The 23,262-nt window shown below is 61.6% G+C and carries 21 protein-coding genes; 10 read left to right on the forward strand and 11 right to left on the reverse strand.

The window, feature by feature from the left end; genetic code table 11:
* Positions 1–69: 69 nt before the first annotated feature.
* From M2397_RS10630 to gap, 3 genes are all read right to left on the reverse strand, one after another.
* The gene (locus M2397_RS10630; RefSeq protein WP_259242976.1) at positions 70–1,038 is read right to left on the reverse strand and encodes a FecR domain-containing protein; all 969 of its coding nucleotides are present in this window, start codon (positions 1,036–1,038) and stop codon (positions 70–72) included.
* 74 nt (positions 1,039–1,112) lie between these two features.
* Positions 1,113–1,631: an RNA polymerase sigma factor gene (locus M2397_RS10635; RefSeq protein ID WP_131697924.1), complete on the reverse strand. Its 519-nt coding sequence runs from the start codon at positions 1,629–1,631 to the stop codon at positions 1,113–1,115.
* A gap of 142 nt (positions 1,632–1,773) precedes the next feature.
* The gene (gene gap / locus M2397_RS10640; protein ID WP_184743969.1) at positions 1,774–2,775 is read right to left on the reverse strand and encodes a type I glyceraldehyde-3-phosphate dehydrogenase; all 1,002 of its coding nucleotides are present in this window, start codon (positions 2,773–2,775) and stop codon (positions 1,774–1,776) included.
* 221 nt (positions 2,776–2,996) lie between these two features.
* Between gap and edd the strand changes: the two genes are divergently transcribed.
* The 4 genes from edd to M2397_RS10660 are packed head-to-tail and all read left to right on the forward strand — an operon-like array spanning position 2,997 to position 8,002.
* The gene (edd, locus tag M2397_RS10645) at positions 2,997–4,823 is read left to right on the forward strand and encodes a phosphogluconate dehydratase (protein WP_167655115.1); all 1,827 of its coding nucleotides are present in this window, start codon (positions 2,997–2,999) and stop codon (positions 4,821–4,823) included.
* On the forward strand, positions 4,820–5,776 hold the full coding sequence (locus M2397_RS10650; RefSeq protein WP_259242993.1) for a glucokinase: 957 nt from the start codon (positions 4,820–4,822) through the stop codon (positions 5,774–5,776). Before edd ends, M2397_RS10650 begins: the two co-directional genes overlap by 4 nt.
* A 32-nt stretch (positions 5,777–5,808) precedes the next feature.
* Positions 5,809–6,543 (forward strand): response regulator, encoded by a 735-nt coding sequence (locus M2397_RS10655; RefSeq protein ID WP_024077192.1) that lies wholly within the window; start codon positions 5,809–5,811, stop codon positions 6,541–6,543.
* The gene (locus M2397_RS10660) at positions 6,533–8,002 is read left to right on the forward strand and encodes an ATP-binding protein (protein ID WP_259242997.1); all 1,470 of its coding nucleotides are present in this window, start codon (positions 6,533–6,535) and stop codon (positions 8,000–8,002) included. The genes M2397_RS10655 and M2397_RS10660 overlap by 11 nt, the downstream gene beginning before the upstream one ends.
* Before the next feature lie 24 nt (positions 8,003–8,026).
* Here M2397_RS10660 and M2397_RS10665 read toward each other — a convergent pair whose 3' ends face one another.
* The gene (locus M2397_RS10665) at positions 8,027–8,956 is read right to left on the reverse strand and encodes an AraC family transcriptional regulator (protein ID WP_027605501.1); all 930 of its coding nucleotides are present in this window, start codon (positions 8,954–8,956) and stop codon (positions 8,027–8,029) included.
* A 327-nt stretch (positions 8,957–9,283) separates the two neighbouring features.
* Here M2397_RS10665 and M2397_RS10670 point away from each other — a divergent pair, with 327 nt between their 5' ends.
* Positions 9,284–9,625, forward strand: a complete 342-nt coding sequence (locus M2397_RS10670; RefSeq protein WP_065925866.1) for an antibiotic biosynthesis monooxygenase family protein — start codon at positions 9,284–9,286, stop codon at positions 9,623–9,625.
* A 42-nt stretch (positions 9,626–9,667) separates the two neighbouring features.
* The gene (locus M2397_RS10675) at positions 9,668–9,913 is read left to right on the forward strand and encodes a hypothetical protein (RefSeq protein ID WP_027605503.1); all 246 of its coding nucleotides are present in this window, start codon (positions 9,668–9,670) and stop codon (positions 9,911–9,913) included.
* A gap of 124 nt (positions 9,914–10,037) precedes the next feature.
* Here M2397_RS10675 and M2397_RS10680 read toward each other — a convergent pair whose 3' ends face one another.
* From M2397_RS10680 to M2397_RS10700, 5 genes are all read right to left on the reverse strand, one after another.
* Positions 10,038–10,670, reverse strand: a complete 633-nt coding sequence (locus M2397_RS10680) for a flavin reductase family protein (RefSeq protein ID WP_131697918.1) — start codon at positions 10,668–10,670, stop codon at positions 10,038–10,040.
* A 364-nt stretch (positions 10,671–11,034) separates the two neighbouring features.
* Positions 11,035–12,354 carry an MFS transporter gene (locus M2397_RS10685; protein ID WP_131697917.1) on the reverse strand — a complete coding sequence of 440 codons (1,320 nt, stop codon included), beginning with the start codon at positions 12,352–12,354 and terminating at the stop codon, positions 11,035–11,037.
* A gap of 167 nt (positions 12,355–12,521) precedes the next feature.
* Positions 12,522–13,856 (reverse strand): sigma-54 dependent transcriptional regulator, encoded by a 1,335-nt coding sequence (locus M2397_RS10690; RefSeq protein ID WP_131697916.1) that lies wholly within the window; start codon positions 13,854–13,856, stop codon positions 12,522–12,524.
* Complete coding sequence (locus tag M2397_RS10695) at positions 13,850–15,616, reverse strand: ATP-binding protein (protein WP_131697915.1); 1,767 nt, start codon at positions 15,614–15,616, stop codon at positions 13,850–13,852. Before M2397_RS10695 ends, M2397_RS10690 begins: the two co-directional genes overlap by 7 nt.
* A 105-nt stretch (positions 15,617–15,721) precedes the next feature.
* A complete protein-coding gene (locus tag M2397_RS10700; RefSeq protein WP_259243008.1) occupies positions 15,722–17,245 on the reverse strand; it encodes a fumarate hydratase in 1,524 nt (507 codons plus the stop codon).
* 218 nt (positions 17,246–17,463) lie between these two features.
* Here M2397_RS10700 and M2397_RS10705 point away from each other — a divergent pair, with 218 nt between their 5' ends.
* Together M2397_RS10705 and M2397_RS10710 are read left to right on the forward strand one after the other, a co-directional pair.
* On the forward strand, positions 17,464–18,396 hold the full coding sequence (locus tag M2397_RS10705; RefSeq protein WP_259243011.1) for an iron-sulfur-binding ferredoxin reductase: 933 nt from the start codon (positions 17,464–17,466) through the stop codon (positions 18,394–18,396).
* Between the two features lie 30 nt (positions 18,397–18,426).
* A complete protein-coding gene (locus M2397_RS10710; RefSeq protein WP_259243012.1) occupies positions 18,427–19,176 on the forward strand; it encodes an enoyl-CoA hydratase-related protein in 750 nt (249 codons plus the stop codon).
* Between the two features lie 106 nt (positions 19,177–19,282).
* On the opposite strand, the gene pyk is transcribed toward M2397_RS10710, so the two are convergent.
* Positions 19,283–20,734 carry a pyruvate kinase gene (gene pyk, locus M2397_RS10715; protein ID WP_027605512.1) on the reverse strand — a complete coding sequence of 484 codons (1,452 nt, stop codon included), beginning with the start codon at positions 20,732–20,734 and terminating at the stop codon, positions 19,283–19,285.
* Positions 20,735–20,909: 175 nt separating this feature from the next.
* On the opposite strand from pyk, the gene M2397_RS10720 reads away from it, so the two are divergent.
* Together M2397_RS10720 and M2397_RS10725 are read left to right on the forward strand one after the other, a co-directional pair.
* The gene (locus M2397_RS10720; RefSeq protein WP_025854787.1) at positions 20,910–21,284 is read left to right on the forward strand and encodes a hypothetical protein; all 375 of its coding nucleotides are present in this window, start codon (positions 20,910–20,912) and stop codon (positions 21,282–21,284) included.
* A gap of 225 nt (positions 21,285–21,509) precedes the next feature.
* Positions 21,510–21,869 carry a PilZ domain-containing protein gene (locus M2397_RS10725; protein ID WP_131697912.1) on the forward strand — a complete coding sequence of 120 codons (360 nt, stop codon included), beginning with the start codon at positions 21,510–21,512 and terminating at the stop codon, positions 21,867–21,869.
* 60 nt (positions 21,870–21,929) lie between these two features.
* Here the strand turns inward: M2397_RS10725 and M2397_RS10730 are convergent, their stop codons facing one another.
* Complete coding sequence (locus M2397_RS10730) at positions 21,930–23,261, reverse strand: DUF58 domain-containing protein (RefSeq protein WP_259243015.1); 1,332 nt, start codon at positions 23,259–23,261, stop codon at positions 21,930–21,932.
* Position 23,262: the final 1 nt, after the last annotated feature.

The following is a 23,262-nucleotide window of genomic DNA, read 5'->3' on the forward strand; positions in this document are numbered from 1 at the left end:
ATAGGAATCAGTTGCATTGGCTAAGACGAGACGTACCGTCGAGGGCTATCGAGTAAAAATAATTCTCATTTAGTTGAGGATGACCAGCGCGGGGTATTCCGACAACTTCGCTGAGGTGATGTGGGCCAGGGAGCGCACCACATCCAGGGGTTGGTCGAGGCGGTAATTGCCGGTGACGGCAACGCTGGCGAGCTTGTCGTTGGTGTTGACGATCCAGCCGGGGTAGTAACGACGCAGCTCGGCGAGCACTTCGCTCATCGGGCAGTTTTCGAAAATCAGCCGGCCTTGGACCCAGGCCAGATCCTTGTTGGCATCCAGCCTGGCCGGTTGGCCAAAGCCCTTGGGCCCGATGCGGATGCTTTCGCCCGCGCTCAGGCGTACGCGGGCATCGTCGACGGTGTTGCTCAGGTCGACATCGCCGCGCTGCACCTGCACCTGGGCTTCGCCGTTGAGGTAGCGCACGGCGAAGGCGGTATCCCGCACGCTGGCGCGCACGGGGCCGGCGTCGATTTCCAGGGGCAGGCCATGGCCGGGCATGATTTCGAAAAAGGCTTCGCCCTGGTACAGGCGGGCGATGCGCTGGTGGTCCTTGATGCTGCTGGAAAACGCCGAATTGGTGTTCAGCAACACTTTCGATCCATCGTCCAATTGCAGGCGCTGGCGTTCGCCCACCACCGTGAGATGGTCGGCTTGCAGGCGCACCGGCAGGTTGCTGAAGCTGAACAGGCCGATCAACAGCACGGCGGCGGTGGCCAGCGGCTTCCAGTGCGGCTTGATCCGGCGCCAGCCGCTGGGCTTGCGCGGCGCGGCCAGGGCGACGGCGGCGCTGTGCACCGGCGCGCCACCCCAAGCGGCCTGGGCCTTGCCGAAGGCGTGGACGTGAGCGGGGTCTTGGGCCAGCCAGGCTTCAAACTCGGCCTGCTGCCCAGGCGCTGGGCACTGCAAGGCGATCAGCCAGTCGAGGGCTTGGTCCATAGCCGTGTCTTGCAACACCTCATGAGCCAGCTCATGGGGGCGCAGTTTATTCGGGTCCGTCACGGTGTTCCTCGGGTCTTCGCCACGTTCTATTCATCTTTCCTACAGCTTGGGTCCACTCTTCTGTCGGCTGAAGCTTAAGGCTGATCCAGTCTTTCGGCCACACCTACGCAAATAGCCATGATCAGTTTCAGTTCCTTTTGCACGGTGCTCAAGGACACGTCCAACTGATCGGCGATCTCCTGGTAACTGCAACCGTGCAGGCGGCTGAGGATGAAAATCTGCTGCTGGCGCGCGCTCAACTGGCCGAGGCTGATGCTCAGGTGCTCAAGCAATTGCTCGGCCTGGGTTGCGTCTTCGGGGGTGCTGGTGGGGGCGGCGACGCTTTGCAGGATGTCCAGCGGTACATCTTCCTGCAGCGTGCGCGCCTGAATCCTGCGCGAACGCAAGTGATCCAGCGCCAGGTTACGCGCGGTTTGGTAGACGAAGGGTTCGAGGTGATCGATCGGCCGCTCGCTGAGGGCTCGGGTGACGCGCAAGTAGGTTTCCTGCAACAGGTCCTCGGCGGTGCTGTGGTTATTCACCATCCGCTGCAAGGTGCGTAGCAGAATCACCCGTTGGGTGAGAAAGACTTGGTTGAAGCGAGATTGGCTCACAGTGATACCAGACCGATTTGCAGTTAATGATAATGCTTATCATCAACTCAAATGGCAAGTGGCTATTTCTCTGGGTCTACATAGAACAAATGTGGGGGGAGGGCAGTGCGACGATTCGACTGGCCCCTCCCACAGGACCGCATTATTCGGCGTTGCACAGCGCCAGGCAGTTATCCAACATGCGGTTCGAGAAGCCCCACTCGTTGTCATACCAGGCCAGTACTTTCAGCAACTTGCCGCTGACCTTGGTGTGGTTGGCGTCGAAGATCGACGACAGCGGGTTGTGGTTGAAGTCACTGGAAACCAGCGGCAGGGTGTTATAGCCGAGGATCTTCGAGTGTTGGCTGGCTTCTTTGAGCAGCGCGTTGACTTCATCGGCAGTGGCTTCTTTCTTCAGCTGCACGGTGAGGTCCACCAGCGACACGTTGATCACCGGCACACGCACGGCCATGCCGGTCAGCTTGCCTGCCAGTTCCGGCAGTACAAGGCCGACCGCTTCGGCAGCGCCGGTCTTGCTCGGGATCATGTTCTGGGTGGCCGAGCGCGCGCGGTACGGGTCGGTGTGGTAGACGTCGGTCAGGTTCTGGTCGTTGGTGTAGGCATGAATCGTGGTCATCAAGCCGCTTTCGATGCCCAGCTCACGGTGCAGCACCTGGGCAACCGGCGCCAGGCAGTTGGTGGTGCACGACGCGTTGGAGATGATCTGGTGGGATTGACGCAGGATGTCGTGGTTCACGCCGTAGACCACGGTCGCGTCCGCGCCTTTGGCGGGGGCGGAGATGATCACCTTGCGTGCACCGGCGCTAATATGGGCGGCAGCCTTGTCACGGTCGGTGAACAGGCCGGTGCATTCGAACACCACGTCGACCTTGTGCGCCGCCCACGGCAGGTCGGCCGGGTTGCGAATGGCACTGACGGCAATCCGGTCACCATTGACGGTCAGGCTTTCCTGATCGTGGGCGACCTCTGCATCGAAAGTGCCATGCACGGTGTCGTATTTAAGCAGGTGGGCGTTGATCGAGCTGTCGCCCAAATCATTGATGGCGACGATCTGCAAATCCTGGCGATAGCCTTGGGTATACAGTGCGCGCAGGACATTACGGCCGATACGGCCAAAACCATTGATTGCGATACGAAGAGTCATTGGAAAGTGCCTGTCGTCGATTTGTTGTAAGAATTACAAGATTATTCGCATAAAAATAGAAAACAAGCCTTTTTAGTGGCAATATTTTGTTCAATCTACAACGAGTGACCTGAATCAACTGGTCCGATGATCCAAACGACTCTCTGCCATCCCATGAGCTGCGGGCGTTTGATCAGCATAGACACTCAGGTCGCCACATCCGTTAGCCTGGAGTTCTACACATGCATCCCCGCGTCCTTGAGGTCACCGAACGGCTTATCGCCCGCAGCCGCGCCACTCGTGAAGCTTACCTTGCGCTCATTCGCGGCGCAGCCAGCGACGGTCCGATGCGCGGCAAGCTGCAATGCGCCAACTTCGCCCATGGCGTGGCCGGTTGCGGCACCGAAGATAAAAATAGCCTGCGCATGATGAACGCCGCCAACGTGGCAATTGTTTCGTCATATAACGACATGCTCTCGGCGCATCAGCCGTACGAACATTTTCCTGAACAGATCAAGAAAGCCCTGCGCGAAGTCGGCTCGGTCGGTCAGTTCGCCGGCGGCACCCCCGCCATGTGCGACGGCGTGACCCAAGGCGAGCCCGGCATGGAGCTGAGCCTGCTCAGCCGTGAAGTCATCGCCATGTCCACGGCGGTAGCGCTGTCCCACAACATGTTCGACGCCGCGCTGATGCTGGGCATCTGCGACAAGATCGTGCCAGGCCTGATGATGGGCGCGCTGCGCTACGGCCACCTGCCGATGATCTTCGTACCCGGCGGGCCGATGCCGTCGGGCATCTCCAACAAGCAGAAGGCCGACGTGCGCCAGCGCTACGCCGAAGGCAAGGCCACTCGCGAAGAGCTGCTGGAATCGGAGATGAAGTCCTACCACAGCCCCGGCACCTGCACGTTCTACGGCACCGCCAACACCAACCAACTGCTCATGGAAGTGATGGGCCTGCACTTGCCGGGCGCTTCGTTCGTCAACCCGTACACGCCGCTGCGTGACGCCCTGACCCGCGAAGCCGCGCACCAGGTCACGCGCCTGACCAAGGCCAACGGCAACTTCACGCCGATCGGCGAGATCGTCGATGAGAAATCCATCGTCAACGCCATCGTTGCGCTCAACGCTACGGGCGGCTCCACCAACCACACCCTGCACATGCCGGCCATCGCCATGTCGGCGGGCATCATCCTCACTTGGGACGACATGGCCGACCTCTCCGAGGTGGTGCCGACCCTGTCCCACGTGTATCCAAACGGCAAGGCCGACATCAACCACTTCCAGGCGGCGGGCGGCATGTCGTTCCTGATTCGCGAGCTGCTCGAAGCCGGCCTGCTTCACGACGACGTCAATACCGTGGCCGGCAAGGGCCTGAGCCGCTACGTCCAGGAACCGTTCCTGGTCGATGGCGAGCTGGTCTGGCGCGACGGCCCGATCGAAAGCCTCGACGAAACCATCCTGCGCCCCGTGGCGCGCGCGTTCTCGCCGGAAGGTGGCCTGCGTGTGATGGAAGGCAACCTCGGCCGGGGCGTGATGAAAGTTTCCGCCGTTGCCCCGGAGCACCAGATTGTCGAAGCACCGGCGGTGGTGTTCCAGGACCAGCAGGACCTGGCCGATGCGTTCAAGGCCGGCCAGCTGGAAAAAGACTTCGTCGCGGTCATGCGCTTCCAGGGCCCGCGCTCCAACGGCATGCCGGAACTGCACAAGATGACGCCGTTCCTCGGTGTGTTACAGGACCGTGGCTTCAAAGTCGCACTGGTGACAGACGGGCGTATGTCCGGCGCGTCGGGTAAGATCCCCGCCGCGATTCACGTCAACCCCGAAGCCCAGAGCGGCGGGCCACTGGCACGGGTCAAAGATGGCGATATCATTCGCGTCGATGGCGTCAAAGGCACCTTGGAGCTTAAGGTGGACGCCGAAGAATTTGCAGCGCGCACGCCTGCCACGGGCCTGTTGGGCAATAACGTGGGGGCCGGTCGCGAGCTGTTTGCATTTATGCGCTTGGCCGCAAGCTCCGCAGAGCAGGGCGCCAGCGCCTTTACCTCTGCCTTGGAGACGCTTAAGTGAAGCTAGCGCTGGTCGGTGACATCGGGGGTACCAACGCCCGTTTTGCGTTGTGGCGAGATCAGGCACTGCATTCGATTCGGGTGCATGCCACGGCTGATCACCAAAGCCCTGAGGACGCGATCAAGGTCTATCTCAAGGAAGAAGGCCTGCAAATCGGCGACATCGGTGCGGTGTGCCTGTCCGTCGCCGGGCCGGTGAGCGGGGATGAATTTAAATTCACCAACAATCACTGGCGCCTGAGCAAGACTGCGTTTTGCCAGGCCTTGCAAGTGGATGAGCTGCTGCTGGTGAATGACTTCTCGGCCATGGCCCTGGGCATGACTCGCCTTAAACCCGACGAATTCCGCGTGGTCTGCGAAGGCACGCCGGAACCGTTGCGTCCGGCGGTGGTAATCGGTCCGGGCACCGGCCTGGGTGTCGGTACCCTGCTGGACCTCGGCGCAGGTCGTTACGCGGCGTTGCCAGGAGAGGGCGGCCACGTCGACCTGCCCCTGAGCAGCCCACGGGAAACCCAGCTGTGGCAGCAAATATACAACGAGATCGGCCACGTCAGCGCCGAAACCGCCTTGAGCGGTGGCGGTCTGCCGCGGCTGTACCGGGCGATTTGTGCGGTCGATGGCCACACACCGGTGCTCGACACGCCCGAAGCCATCACGGCGGCGGGCCTGGCCGGCGACCCAGTGGCCATGGAAGTGTTGGATCAATTCAGCATCTGGCTGGGCCGGGTAGCGGGCAACAATGTGCTGACCACCGGTGGGCGCGGGGGTGTGTATATCGTGGGTGGGGTGATTCCGCGGTTTGCCGACTTTTTCATCAACAGCGGATTTGCCAAGAGCTTCAGTGACAAAGGCTGCATGAGCGACTACTTCAAAGGCATTCCGGTGTGGTTGGTGACCGCGCCGTATTCCGGGTTGACCGGGGCTGGCGTCGCATTGGAACAGGCGTTTGCCTGATCCGCATCACCTATAACAACAAGGAGGACCCCGTGAGCGTAATCAGTAAATCGATTCTCCTCGTCGATGACGACCAGGAAATCCGCGAATTGCTGCAAACCTACCTCAGTCGCGCCGGTTTCCAGGTGCGTGGCGTGCCGGACGGCGCGGGGTTCCGCCAGGCGATGAACGAGGCACCGTGCGACCTGGTCATCCTCGATGTGATGCTGCCGGACGAAGACGGTTTCAGTCTCTGCCGCTGGATTCGCCAGCACCCGCGCCAGGCGCAGGTACCGATCATCATGCTCACCGCCAGTTCCGACGAAGCCGACCGCGTGATCGGCCTGGAACTGGGGGCCGACGACTATATCGGCAAGCCGTTCAGCCCCCGCGAGTTGCAGGCACGGATCAAAGCCCTGTTGCGTCGCTGCCAGTTCGGCCAGGAGCGCAGCGGAAATGGCGATGTGCTGGTGTTCGATGAATGGCGTCTGGACATGATCAGTCACCGGCTGTTCCACGTGGATGGCGAAGAGGTGATCCTCTCCGGTGCCGACTTTGCCCTGCTCAAGCTGTTTCTCGATCACCCGCAACAGATTCTCGACCGTGACACCATCGGCAATGCCACCCGTGGCCGTGACCTGATGCCGCTGGACCGGATCGTCGACATGGCTGTCAGCCGCCTGCGTCAACGCCTGCGCGATACCGAAAAACCCCCGAGGCTGATCCGCACCGTGCGCGGCAGCGGTTATCAACTGGCAGCCAGCGTGGTTGCCGGCAATGCCCACTGAACTGCTAACCGAGCGTCGCCGGCGCCTCCCGGTCCCGCGCTCATTGCTGGGGCGCATGTTGCTGCTGACCTTGCTCGCGGTGCTGTTCGCCCAGGCGCTGTCCAGCGTGATCTGGGTTTCGCAGTTGCGTGCCACCCAGCTCGAAGGCCTGGTCACCAGCGCACGTAGCCTGGCGCACTCGATGACCGCCAGTGTGAGTTATTTCCGTTCGTTGCCGGTGGCCTATCGGCCGTTGGTCCTTGACCAGTTGCGCAGCATGGGCGGCACCCGTTTTGTCGTGACCCTCAATGACCGGCCACTGGACATGCAAGTGCTGCCGCAAACCCCTCGTAAACAGGCGGTGCTGGTGGCCGTGGATGAAGTCCTGCGCCAGACCCTGGGCGCCAACGTGCCAATCTCGGTGGAGTTCGTCAGCGCTGAAGACCTGCGCATCTTCAACGCCGGCTTGAAACTGGATGAGTTGCCGCGCTCCTGGGCGCATTACGCGCTGACCCTGGAACCCGTCAACCCGCCGGTACTGGTCACCCAGATCGAACTCGCCCCCGGCGAATGGCTGTACATCGCTTCGCTGTTGCCCGAGCCCTACACCAGCCTGGAAGAACAGGGCCTGCCGTCCCAGCAGGTGTGGTTTATCGTGCTGACCAGCGGCTTTTTGCTGCTGTTCATCGGCCTGCTGGTGCACTGGCAAAGCCGGCCGCTCAAGCGCCTGGCGCGGGCGGCGCGGGACATGTCCCTGGGTGCCGATGTGGAACCGGTGGCCGAAGGCGGCGGCAGTGAGGTGGTGGAAGTGGGCCGCGCGTTCAATGCCATGCGCGAACGCATCAGCCGTTACCTCACGGAGCGCAGCCAGTTGTTCAGCGCAATTTCCCACGACCTGCGCACACCGATTACCCGTCTGCGCCTGCGCGTGGAACTGCTTGAAGATGAGAACCTGCAAACCAAGTTCGGCCGCGACCTGGATGAGCTGGAATTGCTGGTCAAAGGCGCGCTGCAATGTGTGAAAGACACCGATATCCACGAGAACATCCAGCCGGTCGACCTCAACCATGTGCTCGAATGCCTGGTGGAGCCTTATGTGGCGCCCAACGGTAACGGCCGGGTCACCTTGGACGGCGCAGCGGTGGCGGCTTATCCGGGCAAGCCGCTGGCGCTCAAGCGCTGCATCGGCAACCTGATCGACAATGCCTTGAAGTATGGGCAGAACGCCCATTTGCGTATCGAGGACGATGGCGCAGAGTTCATCCTCCACGTCGACGATGAAGGCCCTGGTGTGCCGGAACAGCGCCTGGAACAGGTCTTCGAACCGCACTTTCGCCTGGCCGGCCAGCAGCAGGGTTACGGTTTGGGCTTGGGTATTGCCCGTAACATCGCGCACAGCCATGGCGGTGAAGTGAGCTTGCAGAATTTGCGTGAGGGGGGCTTGCGGGTGACGTTGCAATTGCCCCGGACCCTGGACTGAAATACACGGTTGGGCAAATGTGGGTCAGACGCTTTGGCGCAGTCTGGCCAAATCCCTCAGCGGCGGTGCCCCAAACAACCGGCTGTACTCCCGGCTGAACTGCGACGGGCTTTCATACCCCACCCGATACCCTGCCGCCGACGCTTCCAGCCCTTCGGCAATCATCAGCCGACGTGCCTCCTGCAAACGCAGCTGTTTCTGGTACTGCAGCGGGCTCATGGCCGTAATCGCCTTGAAACGGTGATGCAGGGTCGAGACGCTGAGGTTCACTTCCTTGGCCAGGTCATCGATGCGCAACGGTTGTTCGTAGTTGCCATTGAGCCACTTGATCGCCTGGCTGACGCGATGGCTTTGGCTATTGGCCACGGCAATTTCATACAGGCGATAACCCTGCGGCCCGCGCAGCAGGCGGTAGAGAATTTCACGATTGATCAGCGGCGCCAGCATGGCGATGTCTTTGGGCGTATCCAGCAGGCGCGCCAGGCGCAGCACGGCGTCGAGCAACTGGGGGTCGATGCGGTCCACATACATCCCGCGCGATGTCGGGCGCGTGGGCACGCCCATGGGGCCGGCCTCGGCGATCAAGGCGGTGAGCTGCGCCGGGTCGATATTGATGCGCACTGACAGGTTCGGATCTTCCGGCGTGGCATCGATGATCCGCCCGGCCACCGGCATCGCCACCGAGAACACCAAGTAATTGAGCGGGTCGTAGGCAAAGATTTCGTCGGCCAGGCGCACTTCCTTGCTGCCGTTGGCGAGGATGCACAACGCAGGCTCCACCAGCACCGGCATGAAGTCACGCGGCGTGTTGTGGCGGTTCAGGAACAGTGACGTAATCGCGGTGCCATAGGAGCCGTCTTCCCAGGTATGGCGATGCACGATGCTCGCCAGCTCGGCGCGCTGTTTTTCCGTCTCGGCGTCGAGGGGCATGGACTGATGTTCGGGCGACGGCATAAGGCGTCCTCTGCATGCTTTTTTGATGGGCTCAGCTTAGCGGCGGCTTTTCAAACAGTGTTAGGTCGATTCTGCACAATCCTTGCCTGATCCTGCGACACCGCGTGAATCAGGCAAGCGCCGGGGCTGTCAACTCCCTGAAATAAGGCGTTGGTCTGTGGAATAAACCGGCGGGCCGAACGTCCTGTCTACGCTTCTCGCAGGATTGTGCAATAAGCCTGCAGGAATTGACTAACCGCGCCCGCACCCGCGCCGTTATCTTTGATCCTGTGGCAACACGCCCTCACAGTGCTTGCCGAGCATCACTTCTCAACGGGAGAGTCGAACATGTCCACCCCCATTCCCGCAAGCCATATGGCCTTTATCCGCGCCCGCACCGGGTGCAGCACCGAACTGGGTGCACGCTTGAGCAGTTTGATCGAACCGGGCCGTCAGGCTCAGGGTTGCCTGCAGTTCTCGTTGCAGCATTCCCAGGTCGATCCCGATGTCTGGTTGATCTCGGGTTTCTGGAGCAGCGAGCAGGCGATGAGCGCCTACTTCAACTCGCCGGCCCTGATGATCTTTACCGAGCTGTTGAACGACATGGTCGTGCGCAGCATGGACTTCCAGACCTTCACCGATGCCTCTGCCGCCAATGCCTACGGCGAGTACCTGCAACTGGCCGGTTAATGGTTAGAATGGCCCACTTTTCCATTGGCCAGGACCTGCAACATGGCACGTAAACAATTTGCCCACCACGAAGCCGTTTCCGCCGTAGTACCGGGTGAAGGGGGCTACAGCGCCGCCGTCGCCGTCAAGGCACTGGATGGCATGGGCGCACCGCAGTTTCACAAGATCCTGGATGGACAGACGTTCAAGACTGCCTCCGATGCCGATGATGCAGCCACCGTGCAGCTTGAACGGTTGATCGGTGTGGATGAAGAGGGTCAACTGACCTGGGCGAGCGCCGCCAGCTGAACAACGCTGACAATCTAATGTGGGAGGGGGCTTGCTCCCGATAGCAGTGTGTCAGTCAACAAAGAGGTTGAATGTGCCATTGCCATCGGGGCAAGCCCCCTCCCACTTTTTGACTGTATTTCAGTCAGGGTTTGCTGGCGCCTGGGCGGTACATCTTGAACAACGCCTCCGGCCCCAGCTGGAAGTAATCCGCCGGGCCGCCACCGCGCAAAATCGGCTCGGCGGCGGCGGTGTCGTACACCCCATCCTTGAGCAACCACTTGGCAATGTGCACCGCGACCACCTCGCCCAGCACCAGCCAGCTTGGTACCAGCTGTTTGTCAGCGCGCTGCAGCTGGATGATCTGCGTCACCTTGCACTCGAACGAAACCGGGCTCTCGCCCACCCGCGGTACGCCAATGATTTTCGACGCCACCGGCGTCAGGCCGGACAACTCGAACTCATTCACATCCGGCGAGACGGCCGCGCAGCTCTGGTTCATCTGCTCGGCCAACGGGCGGGTGGCCAGGTTCCACACAAACTCGCCGGTCTGTTCGATGTTGTTCAGGCTGTCTTTACGCCCGACGCTGGAAAACCCAATGATCGGCGGAATGTAGTTGAACGCATTGAAGAAACTGTAGGGCGCCAGGTTCAGGCGCCCGTTGCTGTCGTGGGATGAAATCCAGCCAATCGGCCGTGGCCCGACAATGGCATTGAACGGGTCGTGTGGCAGGCCGTGGCCGTTGGCCGGTTCGTAGAAGTGGATAGCGTCAGACATGGCCGGGGTTCCTGCTGCGGGGTTCTGGGAGGCAGCCATAGTGCAATCCACGGCGACGAATTTCCATCGATCCTATGGAATTTGGCGACCCTGGGCGACTTCCTGACCAGGTCCCATGAAAGGGGCGGTGGAATTTCGGCACCATTGGATCATCGGCGGTATTGGCGGCGGTGCTGGTGGTGGTGATTGCCGGGGCGTCGTATGCACAGCGTCGGTATGGCCGGAGCCCGGTAGCAGAGGTGTCCTGATTCAAAATGTGGGAGGGGGCTTGCCCCCGATGGCAGTGTTTCAGCTAATACAACCCTGGCTGGTCCACCGCCATCGCAGGCAAGCCCGCTCCCACATTTGTTACTGCATTCAACCGTTAGTCCGTGGTAATCCGCGAATGCTTGCGCGTGTCCTTCATGGTCACATAGACCACCAGCGACACCGCGATACACGCGGTCACGTACCAGTAGTAACCGGTTTCCATGCCGATGCTCTTGAACCACAGCGCGATGTATTCAGCGGTACCGCCGAAGATCGACACGGTCAGCGCATACGGCAGGCCCACGCCCAGGGCGCGGATTTCGGTCGGGAACAGTTCAGCTTTGACCACTGCGTTGATCGAGGTGTAGCCGCTGACGATGATCAGCGCCGCCATGATCAGGAAGAACGCGCCCCACCAGGTCTGGATCGTGTGCAGGGTGGTGAGGATCGGCACGGTGAACAGGGTGCCGAGGATGCCGAAGGCGATCAGGATCGGCCGACGGCCGACTTTGTCCGACAGCCCACCGACAATCGGTTGCAGGCACATGAACAGGAACAGCGTTGCCGCCGAGATGGTGGTGGAGTCGGAAATGCTCATGCCGACGGTGTTCACCAGGTACTTCTGCATGTAGGTGGTGTAGGTGTAGAAGGCCAGGGTACCGCCCATGGTCAGGCCGACCACGGTCATCAGTTCCTTGGGGTGGCGCATCAAGGTGCGCATGGCGCTTTCCTTGGCTTTTTCCTTCTTGGTGAACGACTCGGTTTCTTCCATGCCGCGACGCAGGTACAGCGCGACCACTGCGCACAGGGCGCCGATGGCGAACGGGATACGCCAGCCCCAGTCGTACAGTTGCTCGGTGGTGAGCACTTGTTGCAGCACGATCAGTACCGCCAGGGCGATGAGCTGGCCGGAGATCAGGGTCACGTACTGGAAGCTGGAGAAGAAGCCGCGACGTTCCTTGGTCGCCATTTCACTCAGGTAGGTGGCCGAGGTGCCGTATTCGCCACCGACCGACAAGCCTTGCAGCAGACGCGCGAATACCAGCAGGATCGGCGCGCCGACGCCGATGGTTTCGTAACCGGGACTCAGGGCGATGATCAATGAGCCGAAGCACATCAACAGGACCGAAGCCATCAGAGCCGCTTTACGACCCGCACGGTCGGCGTACAGGCCCATCAGCCAGCCACCGATCGGGCGCATCAGGAAGCCCACGGCGAAGATCGCGGCGGTGTTGAGCAATTGGGCGGTGGTGTCGCCTTTCGGGAAGAAGGCTTTGGCGAAGTACAGCGAGAAAGCGGCGTAGACGTACCAGTCGTACCACTCGACCATGTTGCCGACCGACCCGCTGAAGATCGATTTGATCCGGCTGGAGGTGGAGCGTTCTTTAGCCGGCGCGGCCGCCGACCCCAGAGGCAAGGTGTTGGAGTTATCCATTGAAGGATCCTTCATCTAGTTGTTTTTATGGAGCGGCGCGAGCGCAGCCTGGCTGGGGCTATAGCAGGAGCTGTGCCAGATAGATGAAGGTCCGGTCTAGAAGGGTCTGGGGTTTATTTTGAGCGGAAAGTCGCTGATGTTTTTTAGGGGGGTGAGCGGAAATCCGCTCATTCATCTTTCAGGAACATGTCCCTGGCCAACCCATGGCGCTGCATCTTTTCGTTGAAGGTGCGCCGTGGCAGTTGCAACTCCGCCAGCACCGCCTTGATGTCGCCTTTATGCCGGGTCAATGCAGCCTTCAGGCAATGGGCCTCGAACGCCTCCTGCTGCGCGGCCAACGATTGCCCGGCTTCGATCCCTTCTGGCTCCGGCTCGCCAAGGCCCAACACCTGACGTTCGGCGACGTTGGCCAACTCGCGCACATTGCCCGGCCAGTCATGGCTGAGCAGGCGCCCCAGTTGCACGCCGCTCAGCGGTTCGACGCTGCGGCCCAGGCGCTCGGCGGCGCTTTGGGCAAAGTGGTCGAACAGCAGCGGAATGTCTTCGCGGCGCTCGCGCAGAGGCGGCAGGCGCAGTTGTGCAACGTTGAGCCGATAGGCCAGGTCTTCACGAAAGCGCCCGGCGCGGGCTTCTTCCAGCAGGTCCGGCTTGGTGGCGGCGATAATGCGCAAGTCCACGTGGATGCTCTGGTTGGAGCCTAACCGCTCTAACTTTTGCTCCTGCAGTACGCGCAACAGCTTCACTTGCTGGGCGAGGGGCATGCTTTCGATTTCATCGAGGAACAGCGTGCCGCCATGGGCGTACTCCAGTTTGCCGATGCGCTTGCCCTGGGCGCCGGTAAAGGCGCCGCTTTCGTGACCGAACAGTTCGGCCTCGAACAACTGCTCGGGGATCGCCGCGCAATTGAGCGCCACGAACGGTTTTTTCGCGCGTGGGCCGAAGTCATGCAGGCAGCGGGCGACCAGCTCCTTGCCGCTGCCGGTCTCGCCACGGATCAGGACGTTGACCGGCAAGCTCGCCAGGTCGAGTACCTGGCGGCGCAGGTTCTGCAAGCCACGGGACACACCGAGCAGGCTCGATTCCAGCTGCGCTCGATGATCAGCTTGTTGGTGCAGGCGGCGGTTTTCGAGGATCAGCCTGCGCTTGTCCAGCGCGCGGCGCAGGCTGTTGAGCAAGGCATCGGGGCTGAAGGGTTTTTCCAGGAAGTCGTAGGCGCCGTCGCGCATGGCTTCGACGGCCATCGGTACATCGCCATGCCCGGTCAGCAGGATGACCGGCAGGTCGGCGTCACGGCGTTGCACTTCGGCCAGCAGCTCCAGGCCGCTGAGTCCGGGCATGCGCACGTCGCTCAGGATGACCCCGGGAAAGTCCCTGGGCAGTTGCGCCAGGCAGGCCTCGGCGCGGCTGAACAACTGCACCTCGAACCCCGACAAGCTCAGCCATTGCTCGACGGCCGTACGAATGCTGGCTTCGTCATCGACCACAATCACCGCGTTCAACATAAGTCGGGTGTCTCCAGCGCGATAGGCAAGGTCAGGGTAAATACCGCGCCGTCGCCACGGTTACTGGCGACCAGGCGACCGCCCAATTCGTGCACGATAGCGTAGGAAACTGCCAGACCCAAGCCGAGCCCGTCGCCCACCGGCTTGGTGGTGAAGAACGGGTCGAACACGCTGTTGAGGTGCTCTTCGGCAATCCCGCCGCCGCTGTCGCTGACCGTGAGTTGCCACAGTTGCTGATCGGCGTGCAGGCGGATTTCCAGGCGCTTGCGTGGTTTGTCGGCCATGGCGTCGAGGGCGTTGCGCAGCAGATTGATTAGCACCTGTTCGAGGCGGATCGCATCGCCACGTACCCAGGCGGGGCGGGCCAGGTCCAGCACGGTGCCGATTGCTTCATCACGCAAGCGTGCGTCGAGCAGGTGCAGGGACTGGTCGACCACGGTGGCCAGGTCCAGGCGTTCGCGCAGGCCGCTGGGGCTTTTGCGCGCAAAGGTCTTGAGGTGGCCGGTCAGCGCAGCCATGCGTGTGAGCATATCGTCCAGCGGGGTCAGGGCCTTGTAGGCGTCGTCCACCCGACCGTGGTCCAGCAGTAACCGCAGGGTCGCCAACTGCATGCGCTGGGCGGTCAGTGGCTGGTTGATCTCATGGGCGAGGGCGGCGGACATCTGCCCCAGCGCCGCCAGCTTGGCCGATTGCACCAAGCCATCCTGGGCGGTGCGCAGTGCCTGGGTGCGCTCCTCCACAAGCTGTTCGAGTTCTTCGCGGCTGCGCTGGCGTAAACGGGCCAGGCGCCAGCGTTGGCTGAGGAACAGCGCCAGGAACACCAGTGCCAGCCAGGAACCGGCGGCGGCGAGGCCGGCGTTGCGTTGGTCTTCAAAGGCGAACTGGGGTTTGCGCAACAGGTGCAGGGTCCAGCCCTCGGCCTTCAGCGGCAGGGACTCCCAGATGTAATTGGCGTTGCCATCCGGGCCGTTGACGCGCATCAGGTGGCTGTTTTCGTCGAAACGTTGCAACGTTTGGGTGTCCAGCGGCTGCAGTTGTTTCTTGTCGTATTGGCGGGTGGCCTTGAGTTCGGCGAGGTCGCTGGCCGACAACGGGTGCAGGTTGCGATAACGCCAGCCCGGTTGGTTGGCGATAAACACGATGCCGCGTGCATCGCTGACCAGCAACAGGTCATTGCCCTGGGCCCATTCGCGCTCCAGCTCAGGGAACTCCAGCTTCACCACCATGGCACCAAGGAACTGCTCGTGTTCATCGAGCACCGCGCTGGAGAGGAAATAGCCCGGAATCCCTGTGGTCACGCCTACCGCGTAAAAGCGACCGGTGCCTTGGCTCTTGGTCTGGCTGAAATACGGCCGAAACCCGTAGTTATGCCCGACGTAACTGCTCGGCAAGTTCCAGTTACTGGCGGCCACGGCCAGGCCTGTACGGTCCATCAGTTCCAGGGTGGAGGACTGGGCTGCACCGTTGATGCGTTCGAGCTTGCGGTTGAGCAGATCCTGGGTGCTGGCGTCCAACGGGCCTTTGAGCGCGTTGATCATCTCCGAGTCCAGCGCCAGCACGGCGGGCAGGGCGCGGTAGCGTTCGATCAGGGTGTGCAGGGAGTTGGCGTACAGCGCCAGTTGCTGGTTGGCGCGTGCCGCATCGTCCACCAATGCCTGGCGTTCGGCATGGCGCGTGGCCAAGGCAGCGGCCAGCAACGCACCGGCGATGATCAGCAGGGAATAGAAGGTCAGGCGCAGGGGACGAGGGATCACGATCATACGGTGATAGGCAGGCACGGTAAGGGGAGTGCACCATAGCATGAGCCATAAAAAAGGCGACTGGGCCATGAGGCCGCAGTCGCCTTTATCCTTGCGGGAAAGTGCTTACTGCACTTCTACCGCCAGGCTTTCACTGATCTTTTTCTGCCAGATGGCAGGACCGGTGATGTGGACGGATTCGCCCTTGCTGTCCACCGCAACGGTGACCGGCATGTCTTTTACGTCGAACTCGTAGATCGCTTCCATGCCCAGTTCGGCGAAGGCAACCACGCGCGACTTCTTGATGGCTTGCGCCACCAGGTAAGCGGCGCCGCCCACGGCCATCAGGTACACGGCCTTGTGGTCCTTGATTGCTTCGATCGCGGTAGGGCCGCGCTCGGATTTACCGATCATGCCCAGCAGGCCGGTTTGCTCGAGGATCTGACGGGTGAACTTGTCCATCCGCGTCGCGGTGGTCGGGCCAGCCGGGCCAACCACTTCTTCGCGCACCGGATCAACCGGGCCGACGTAGTAGATAAAGCGACCCTTGAGGTCCACCGGCAGGCTTTCGCCCTTGTTCAGCATCTCGACCATGCGTTTGTGCGCCGCGTCGCGACCGGTGAGCATCTTGCCGTTGAGCAGCACGGTTTCGCCCGGCTTCCAGCTCTGTACTTCTTCCGGGGTCAGGGTGTCGAGGTTGACGCGACGGGCCGATGGGCCGGCTTCCCAGACGATTTCCGGGTAGGCGTCCAGCGAAGGTGCTTCCAGCGACGCCGGGCCCGAACCGTCGAGCACGAAGTGCGCGTGACGGGTGGCGGCGCAGTTGGGGATCATGCACACCGGCAGCGAAGCGGCGTGTGTCGGGTAGTCCATGATCTTCACGTCGAGCACGGTGGTCAGGCCACCCAGGCCCTGGGCGCCGATGCCCAGTTGGTTGACCTTCTCGAACAGCTCCAGGCGCATCTCTTCGATACGGTTCTGCGGGCCGCGCTTTTTCAGCTCGTGGATGTCGATGGATTCCATCAACACTTCCTTGGCCATCACCGCGGCTTTCTCGGCGGTGCCGCCGATGCCGATGCCGAGCATGCCCGGTGGGCACCAGCCGGCGCCCATGGTCGGAACGGTCTTGAGCACCCAGTCGACAATGGAGTCGGACGGGTTGAGCATGGCCATTTTCGACTTGTTCTCGGAACCGCCGCCCTTGGCCGCCACGTCCACTTCCACGGTGTTACCCGGGACGATGGAGTAGTGGATCACGGCCGGGGTGTTGTCCTTGGTGTTCTTGCGTGCGCCGGCCGGGTCGGCCAGGATCGATGCACGCAGGACGTTTTCCGGCAGGTTGTAGGCGCGACGCACGCCTTCGTTGATCATGTCGTCCAGGCCCATGGTGGCGCCATCCCAACGTACGTCCATGCCCACGCGCACGAACACGGTGACGATACCGGTGTCCTGGCAGATCGGGCGATGGCCGGTGGCGCACATGCGCGAGTTGATCAGGATCTGCGCGATGGAGTCACGGGCTGCCGGCGATTCTTCGCGCAGGTAGGCCTCGTGCATCGCCTGGATGAAGTCAACGGGGTGGTAGTAGGAAATGAATTGCAGGGCGTCGGCAACGCTCTGAATCAGGTCGTCTTGCTTGATCACGGTCATGAGTCGCGCTCCTCTATAAGGGAACATTCAATAAAGGTGGGCTCAGTGGGGGTGCATCGGTCGGCTGAGTCCACCTTTCCAAGGCACGCCAAGTGGTGCAGGCGCGACGCTAAAAAGGCGCGGCAGTATAACCCGGCACGGTGGCCGATACACCCGACTATGGTCAAACTGTCGCAGGCATGATTCCCTGTGCGCACCCCTTGTGATTGAGTCCTTCCATGCCTGAACTGTACGTCGGCGAACGCCATTGGTCGGTAGCCACCGGCAGCAACCTGCTGGATGTCTTGAACCAGGCGGGTGTGGCCGTGCCTTACAGCTGCCGAGCCGGCAGTTGCCATGCGTGCCTGGTGCGGTGCCAGGGTGAGGTCGAGGACCAGCAGCCCGATGCCCTGAGCCCGGCACAACGCCAGGAGGGCTGGCGCCTGGCGTGCCAGTGCCAGGTGATCGGCGATCTGCAGGTCGAAGCGTTCGACCCGCTGCGTGACGGTTTGCCGGCCCAGGTGGTGGGTGCCGATTGGTTGAGTGCCTCGGTGCTGCGCTTGCGGCTGCAACCGGAGCGCGGGTTGCGGTATCGCGCCGGGCAGCACCTGGTGGTGTGGGCCGGGCAGGTGGCACGGCCTTACTCCCTGGCCAGCCTGCCTCAGGAGGATGCTTTCCTGGAGTTTCATATCGATTGCCGGCAGCCCGGCGCATTCAGCGATGCCGCGCGAGCATTGTCGGCGGGTGATCGCCTGCGCCTGGGAGAATTGCGTGGCGGCGCACTGCAATACGATCCCGACTGGCAATCCCGGCCGCTGTGGCTGCTGGCTTCCGGTACCGGCCTGGGCCCTTTGTGGGGTGTGCTGCGCGAGGCGTTGCGCCAGGATCACCAGGGCGCCATCCGCCTGATTCACCTGGCCCATGATGCCGACGGTCATTACCTGGCCGGGCCCCTGGCCGAGCTGGCTGCGCGTCATCCGAACCTGACGGTGGAGCTGTGGACTGCGGCCGAGTCGGCCCAGGCATTGGCGCAACTGCGGCTTGTTTCCCGGCAAACGCTGGCCTTACTCTGCGGGCATCCTGTCAGCGTCGAGGCCTTCTCCAAGCGCCTGTTCCTGGCGGGACTGCCGCGCAATCAACTGCTGGCCGATGTGTTCCTGTCCCGTGGTTGAGTGCTGAATTCCACTGCCGTGAGATTCGCCATGACCGACGCCATCCTGCTGCAACGCGAGCGCGGGCTGCTGACCCTGCTGCTCAATCGCCCGGACAAGAAAAACGCCCTGACGCGAGCCATGTACAGCCAATTGGCCCAGGCGTTGGAGCAGGCCGACGCGGACCCGGACATCAACGCCGTGCTGATCCAGGGCAGCAGCGGGTGTTTTACCGCCGGCAACGACATCGGCGATTTTCTCGAACAACCGCCCAGCGACCTCGACAGCCCGGCGTTTCACTTCATGAAAAGCCTGCTCAACTGCCGCAAGCCGGTGATCGCAGCCGTAGCGGGTGCGGCGGTGGGTATCGGCACGACCCTGTTGCTGCATTGCGACCTGGTGTACATCAGCCGCGATGCACGGTTGCGCATGCCATTCGTCAATTTGGGGCTGTGTCCGGAGTTTGGGGCGAGCCTGATCCTGCCGCGTTTGCTGGGGCACGCGAAGGCGGCTGAACTGCTGTTGTTGGGCGAGGGTTTTACTGGCGAACAAGCGGCAGCGTGGGGGATTGCTACCGAAGCGTTGGGCAGTGGCGAGGCAGCGTTGGCCAAGGCACGGGAGATGGCCGAGCGCTTTGAAGTCCTGGCGCCGGGGGCGGTACAGGTGAGCAAGCAGTTGATGAAGAGCGTGGACCGTGAGCAGTTACGGCAAGTGATCGAGGAGGAGGGGGCGCTGTTTGTGCAGCGCTTGAAGTCACCGGAAGCGATTGCGGCACTGTCGGGGTTTATGGATAGGCGTTAACCAGATGTGGGAGGGGCGGTGCGACGATTCGACTTGCTCCCTGCCACACGGAAAGCAAAAAGCCCCGCCATTCACATGGCAGGGCTTTTGTTTCTCAGCCTGTCACTCAGACCATTGGGTCGCCAACGTGCAGGATTTTCATGCCGTTGGTGCCGCCGATGGTGTGGTAGCTGTCGCCCTTGGTCAGGATAACCCAGTCGCCTTTCTCCACCACGCCGCGCTTGATCAGCTCGTCGATGGCTGCCTGGCTGACTTCATGGGGCGGCAACGACGCCGGGTCAAACGGTACGGTGTACACGCCACGGAACATGGCCGCACGGGCCTGGGTTTCGCGGTGCGGGGAGAACGCGTAGATCGGCACCGAAGAACGGATACGCGACATGATCAACGGCGTGTAGCCACTTTCGGTCAAGGCGATGATCGCCTTCACGCCCGGGAAGTGGTTGGCGGTGTACATGGCTGCCAGGGCGATGCTCTGGTCGCAGCTTTCAAACACTTTGCCGATGCGGTGGCTGGAGGTCTTGCTGGTCGGGTGCTTTTCGGCACCGACGCAGATACGCGCCATGGCCTGCACGGCTTCCAGTGGGTACGGGCCGGCGGCACTTTCGGCCGAGAGCATCACGGCGTCGGTGTAGTCGAGCACGGCGTTGGCCACGTCGGACACTTCGGCGCGGGTCGGCATCGGGTTCTGGATCATCGACTCCATCATCTGGGTCGCGACGATCACTGCTTTGTTATGGCGGCGTGCGTGCAGGATGATCTTCTTCTGGATACCGATCAGTTCGGCGTCACCGATTTCCACACCCAGGTCGCCACGGGCAACCATCACGGCGTCGGACGCCTTGATCAGGCCGTCGAGGGTTTCGTCATCGGCCACGGCTTCGGCGCGTTCGATCTTCGCCACCAGCCAGGCGGTACCGCCGGCTTCGTCGCGCAGTTTACGGGCGTATTCCATATCGGCGGCGTCGCGCGGGAAGGACACGGCGAGGTAGTCCACTTCCATTTCAGCGGCGAGCTTGATGTCGGCCTTGTCTTTTTCAGTCAGGGCTGGCGCGGTCAGGCCACCGCCGCGACGGTTGATGCCTTTGTGGTCGGACAGCGGGCCGCCGATGATCACCGTGCAATTCAATTCAGTGGGGGTAGCGGTGTCGACGCGCATCACCACGCGACCGTCGTCCAGCAGCAGCTCGTCACCGACGCCGCAATCCTTGACCAGGTCCGGGTAGTCGATACCCACGACGTCCTGGGTGCCTTCGGTCAGCGGGTGGCTGGTGGAGAAGGTGAACTTGTCACCGATCTTCAGCTCGATACGCTTGTTGGCGAATTTGGCGATACGGATTTTCGGGCCTTGCAGGTCACCCAGCAGTGCGACGAAGCGGCCATGCTTGGCGGCCAGGTCACGCACCAGCTTGGCGCGAGCCTTGTGCTCGTCCGGGGTGCCGTGGGAGAAGTTCAGACGGGCAACGTCCAAACCAGCCAGAATCAGCTGTTCGAGGACTTCCGGCGAGTTGCTGGCCGGGCCAAGGGTGGCGACGATTTTGGTACGACGGACGGACATGCACAGACTCCTGAGTTCAAGCGCTGAGGAAGGCTACTATGCTCTTTGGTTGTAGTCATTGTTCGTTTGCACTACTTATCGACGATTCGCTTGTTTTCGCGCCGGTTGAATAGATGAACATCCTTGAAGATTTTTGACGAGGGGTCGATACACTGCACAAGACAGGAGAACCTTCATGCGAATTTTGCTCATTGCTGCCCTGGCCGTCAGTGTTGTCGGCTGCACCCGTTGGTCGATGGACCACCATTTGAACAATGCCTACCGGGCGTACAAGGTCGGTGATTGCGAGCGCGTCACTTTGGAACTATCCCAGGTCGACCGCGAGAGCCGTACACGGCGTTATGTACAACCGGAAGTTTCGATGTTGCGCGGGCAATGCCTGGAACGCCAGAAACTGTTCGTCGACGCCGTGCAAACCTATCAATTCATCATTAACCAATACCCGTCGAGCGAGTACGCCTACCGTGCCCGCGCGAGGCTGGACACCTTGCAACAACTGGGTCATTACCCCGGTGCGAGCGTGGCACAGCCGCGGCCCGCCTCTTTGTGATGGCATTCGTCATTCAACCACTAGCCCGTTGCCAGTCTTGGGCTATTCTTTCAATGTTCGTTTGTACAAGTTTCTATTCGAACGGATGCAGGGCCCGGATTCGGCAGCTGTCGAGTGACAAAATGTTGTCCGTTGTCACACCGAGATCCAGGGAGAGCGAGCAATTGCGCTCGTTCCGAATCACTGGCACGGCCAGAGTCATGGCCACTGGATGGCGATCTCACCATGTTTACCGACCGACGGATCGAGCGGCATCAACTACCGTATTTCCTGCAAGTATTTAACCGCGTCACCGACAAACCCATAGGTTTTTTGGGTAACGTCTCTGAAGACGGGCTGATGTTGATCAGCCAGTTACCGATGATGGTCAATGTGGATTTCGAGTTGTGTTTGAAGATACCCGGAGCTGGCGACACGTTCCATGCCATCGACATCACGGCGACCTGCCTGTGGAGCCATGAAGATATCAACCCGCAGCACTACGATTCCGGGTTCAGCGTGCTTGAGGCTCCCCAGGAGTATGGGCAACTGATCAACGTGCTGTTGCAGTACTTCAGTTTTGATCCCTTGCAGGCTTCGGCCTAGAAGCAGCGCGTCGTCGATGCGGCCGGGGGCTACTGTCCCTGCCGCAGTCGTGCGCTTTTTTTAGAATACACCGGCTTTCTTCCAACCCAGGTAGCGTGTCACCAAGGCCGCGCCCATTTCTGATGGCAACGTATCCAACAGCGACAGGCCGTGGGCGTTCATGCGGTCATGCAATTCATCCCGAGTATTGAGGTAGTCGACAGTACCGCTGTAGGCCAGGGCTTCGGGCAAGGTTTGTACGGGGGATTGGCGCAGTCGATCGAGTACTTCCTCACGCATACTCGCCACCAGCACCCGATGTTGGCGACTGATGCGCTTGACGGCGGAGAGCAGCGCCTCATCGTCTTCATCGCGCAGGTTGCTGACAATAATGACCAATGCCCGACGTTTCTGCCGGGCCAGCATTTGGCTGGCCGCTGCCTGGTAGTCGGCGGTTCGGCGGGTGGTGTCCAGGTCATAGACCGTATTGAGTAACAGGTTCAACTGGCTGCAGCCCTTGACCGGCGCCAGGTAGCGGGGCGGGTCAGCGGCAAAGGTGCACAACCCCACCGCATCGCCCTGACGCAGGGCCACATAACTGAGGAGCAGGCAGGCATTGAGGGCGTGGTCGAAATGGGACAGCTCGTCATCCTGGCTGCGCATGCGGCGGCCGCAATCGAGCATGAACACGATCTGCTGGTCTCGCTCGTCCTGATATTCCCGGGCGATGGGGGTACGTTGCCGCGCGGTAGCTTTCCAATCGATTTGCCGCAGGCTGTCGCCTTCACGAAACTCGCGCAACTGATGAAACTCCAGTCCCAATCCTCGTCGTTGCCGTTGGCGTACCCCCAGTTGACTCAGCCAGTTATCCACACCCAGCAGTTGTGCCCCGTACAGGCGGGCGAAATCCGGATAGACGCGGGTGGCATCCTCGGCGTCGATAAAGCGCCTTGCAGACCAGAGCCCCAATGGACTGGGCAGGTGGATTTCGCAGCGACTGAACGTGAAATGCCCACGCCGCAAGGGGCGCAGGCGATAACCCAGCTCACTGCGTTCACCAGGGCGCAATTCGATGGACTGGGGCAGGTTTTCCACGCTTAGCCCATCGGGGACGTGATCGAACACCTGCACCGTCAGCGCCTGTGGGTAGTCATATTCCAAGGACAGGCGTACTTCGCCCCAGCGGCCCAGCGCCAGGCTGCCGGGCATCTGCCGGTGCACGCGTGGCGAGGGTCGGCGGCGCAGACGCAGTGCGTCCAGCATGGCCAGCAGCAACAGCGCCAGGAGCAAGCCCCACGCTATTGAGTGCAAGGTGTCGGGTACCTTGAACTGCAAGGCTGCCGCAGCGCCCAGCAGGATGCTCAAACCCAGCAGTACGCTAAGCCAGGCTAATAACAGACGGGTCGGTTTCATG

This window comes from Pseudomonas sp. BIGb0381 (genome assembly GCF_024809815.1).
GTDB lineage: Bacteria > Pseudomonadota > Gammaproteobacteria > Pseudomonadales > Pseudomonadaceae > Aquipseudomonas.

Excerpts from the sequence above, each read along its gene's own strand:
- M2397_RS10675 (WP_027605503.1), top strand. The coding sequence starts at position 9,668 with ATGGCACGTAAACAATTTGCCCACCACGAAGCCGTTTCCGCCGTAGTA.
- M2397_RS10680 (WP_131697918.1), bottom strand. The coding sequence starts at position 10,670 with ATGTCTGACGCTATCCACTTCTACGAACCGGCCAACGGCCACGGCCTG.
- gap (WP_184743969.1), bottom strand. The coding sequence starts at position 2,775 with ATGACTCTTCGTATCGCAATCAATGGTTTTGGCCGTATCGGCCGTAAT.
- M2397_RS10690 (WP_131697916.1), bottom strand. The coding sequence starts at position 13,856 with ATGTTGAACGCGGTGATTGTGGTCGATGACGAAGCCAGCATTCGTACG.
- M2397_RS10705 (WP_259243011.1), top strand. The coding sequence starts at position 17,464 with ATGCCTGAACTGTACGTCGGCGAACGCCATTGGTCGGTAGCCACCGGC.
- M2397_RS10700 (WP_259243008.1), bottom strand. The coding sequence starts at position 17,245 with ATGACCGTGATCAAGCAAGACGACCTGATTCAGAGCGTTGCCGACGCC.
- M2397_RS10665 (WP_027605501.1), bottom strand. The coding sequence starts at position 8,956 with ATGCCGTCGCCCGAACATCAGTCCATGCCCCTCGACGCCGAGACGGAA.
- pyk (WP_027605512.1), bottom strand. The coding sequence starts at position 20,734 with ATGTCCGTCCGTCGTACCAAAATCGTCGCCACCCTTGGCCCGGCCAGC.
- M2397_RS10685 (WP_131697917.1), bottom strand. The coding sequence starts at position 12,354 with ATGGATAACTCCAACACCTTGCCTCTGGGGTCGGCGGCCGCGCCGGCT.
- edd (WP_167655115.1), top strand. The coding sequence starts at position 2,997 with ATGCATCCCCGCGTCCTTGAGGTCACCGAACGGCTTATCGCCCGCAGC.
- M2397_RS10670 (WP_065925866.1), top strand. The coding sequence starts at position 9,284 with ATGTCCACCCCCATTCCCGCAAGCCATATGGCCTTTATCCGCGCCCGC.
- M2397_RS10660 (WP_259242997.1), top strand. The coding sequence starts at position 6,533 with ATGCCCACTGAACTGCTAACCGAGCGTCGCCGGCGCCTCCCGGTCCCG.
- M2397_RS10695 (WP_131697915.1), bottom strand. The coding sequence starts at position 15,616 with ATGATCGTGATCCCTCGTCCCCTGCGCCTGACCTTCTATTCCCTGCTG.
- M2397_RS10720 (WP_025854787.1), top strand. The coding sequence starts at position 20,910 with ATGCGAATTTTGCTCATTGCTGCCCTGGCCGTCAGTGTTGTCGGCTGC.
- M2397_RS10710 (WP_259243012.1), top strand. The coding sequence starts at position 18,427 with ATGACCGACGCCATCCTGCTGCAACGCGAGCGCGGGCTGCTGACCCTG.
- M2397_RS10725 (WP_131697912.1), top strand. The coding sequence starts at position 21,510 with ATGTTTACCGACCGACGGATCGAGCGGCATCAACTACCGTATTTCCTG.
- M2397_RS10730 (WP_259243015.1), bottom strand. The coding sequence starts at position 23,261 with ATGAAACCGACCCGTCTGTTATTAGCCTGGCTTAGCGTACTGCTGGGT.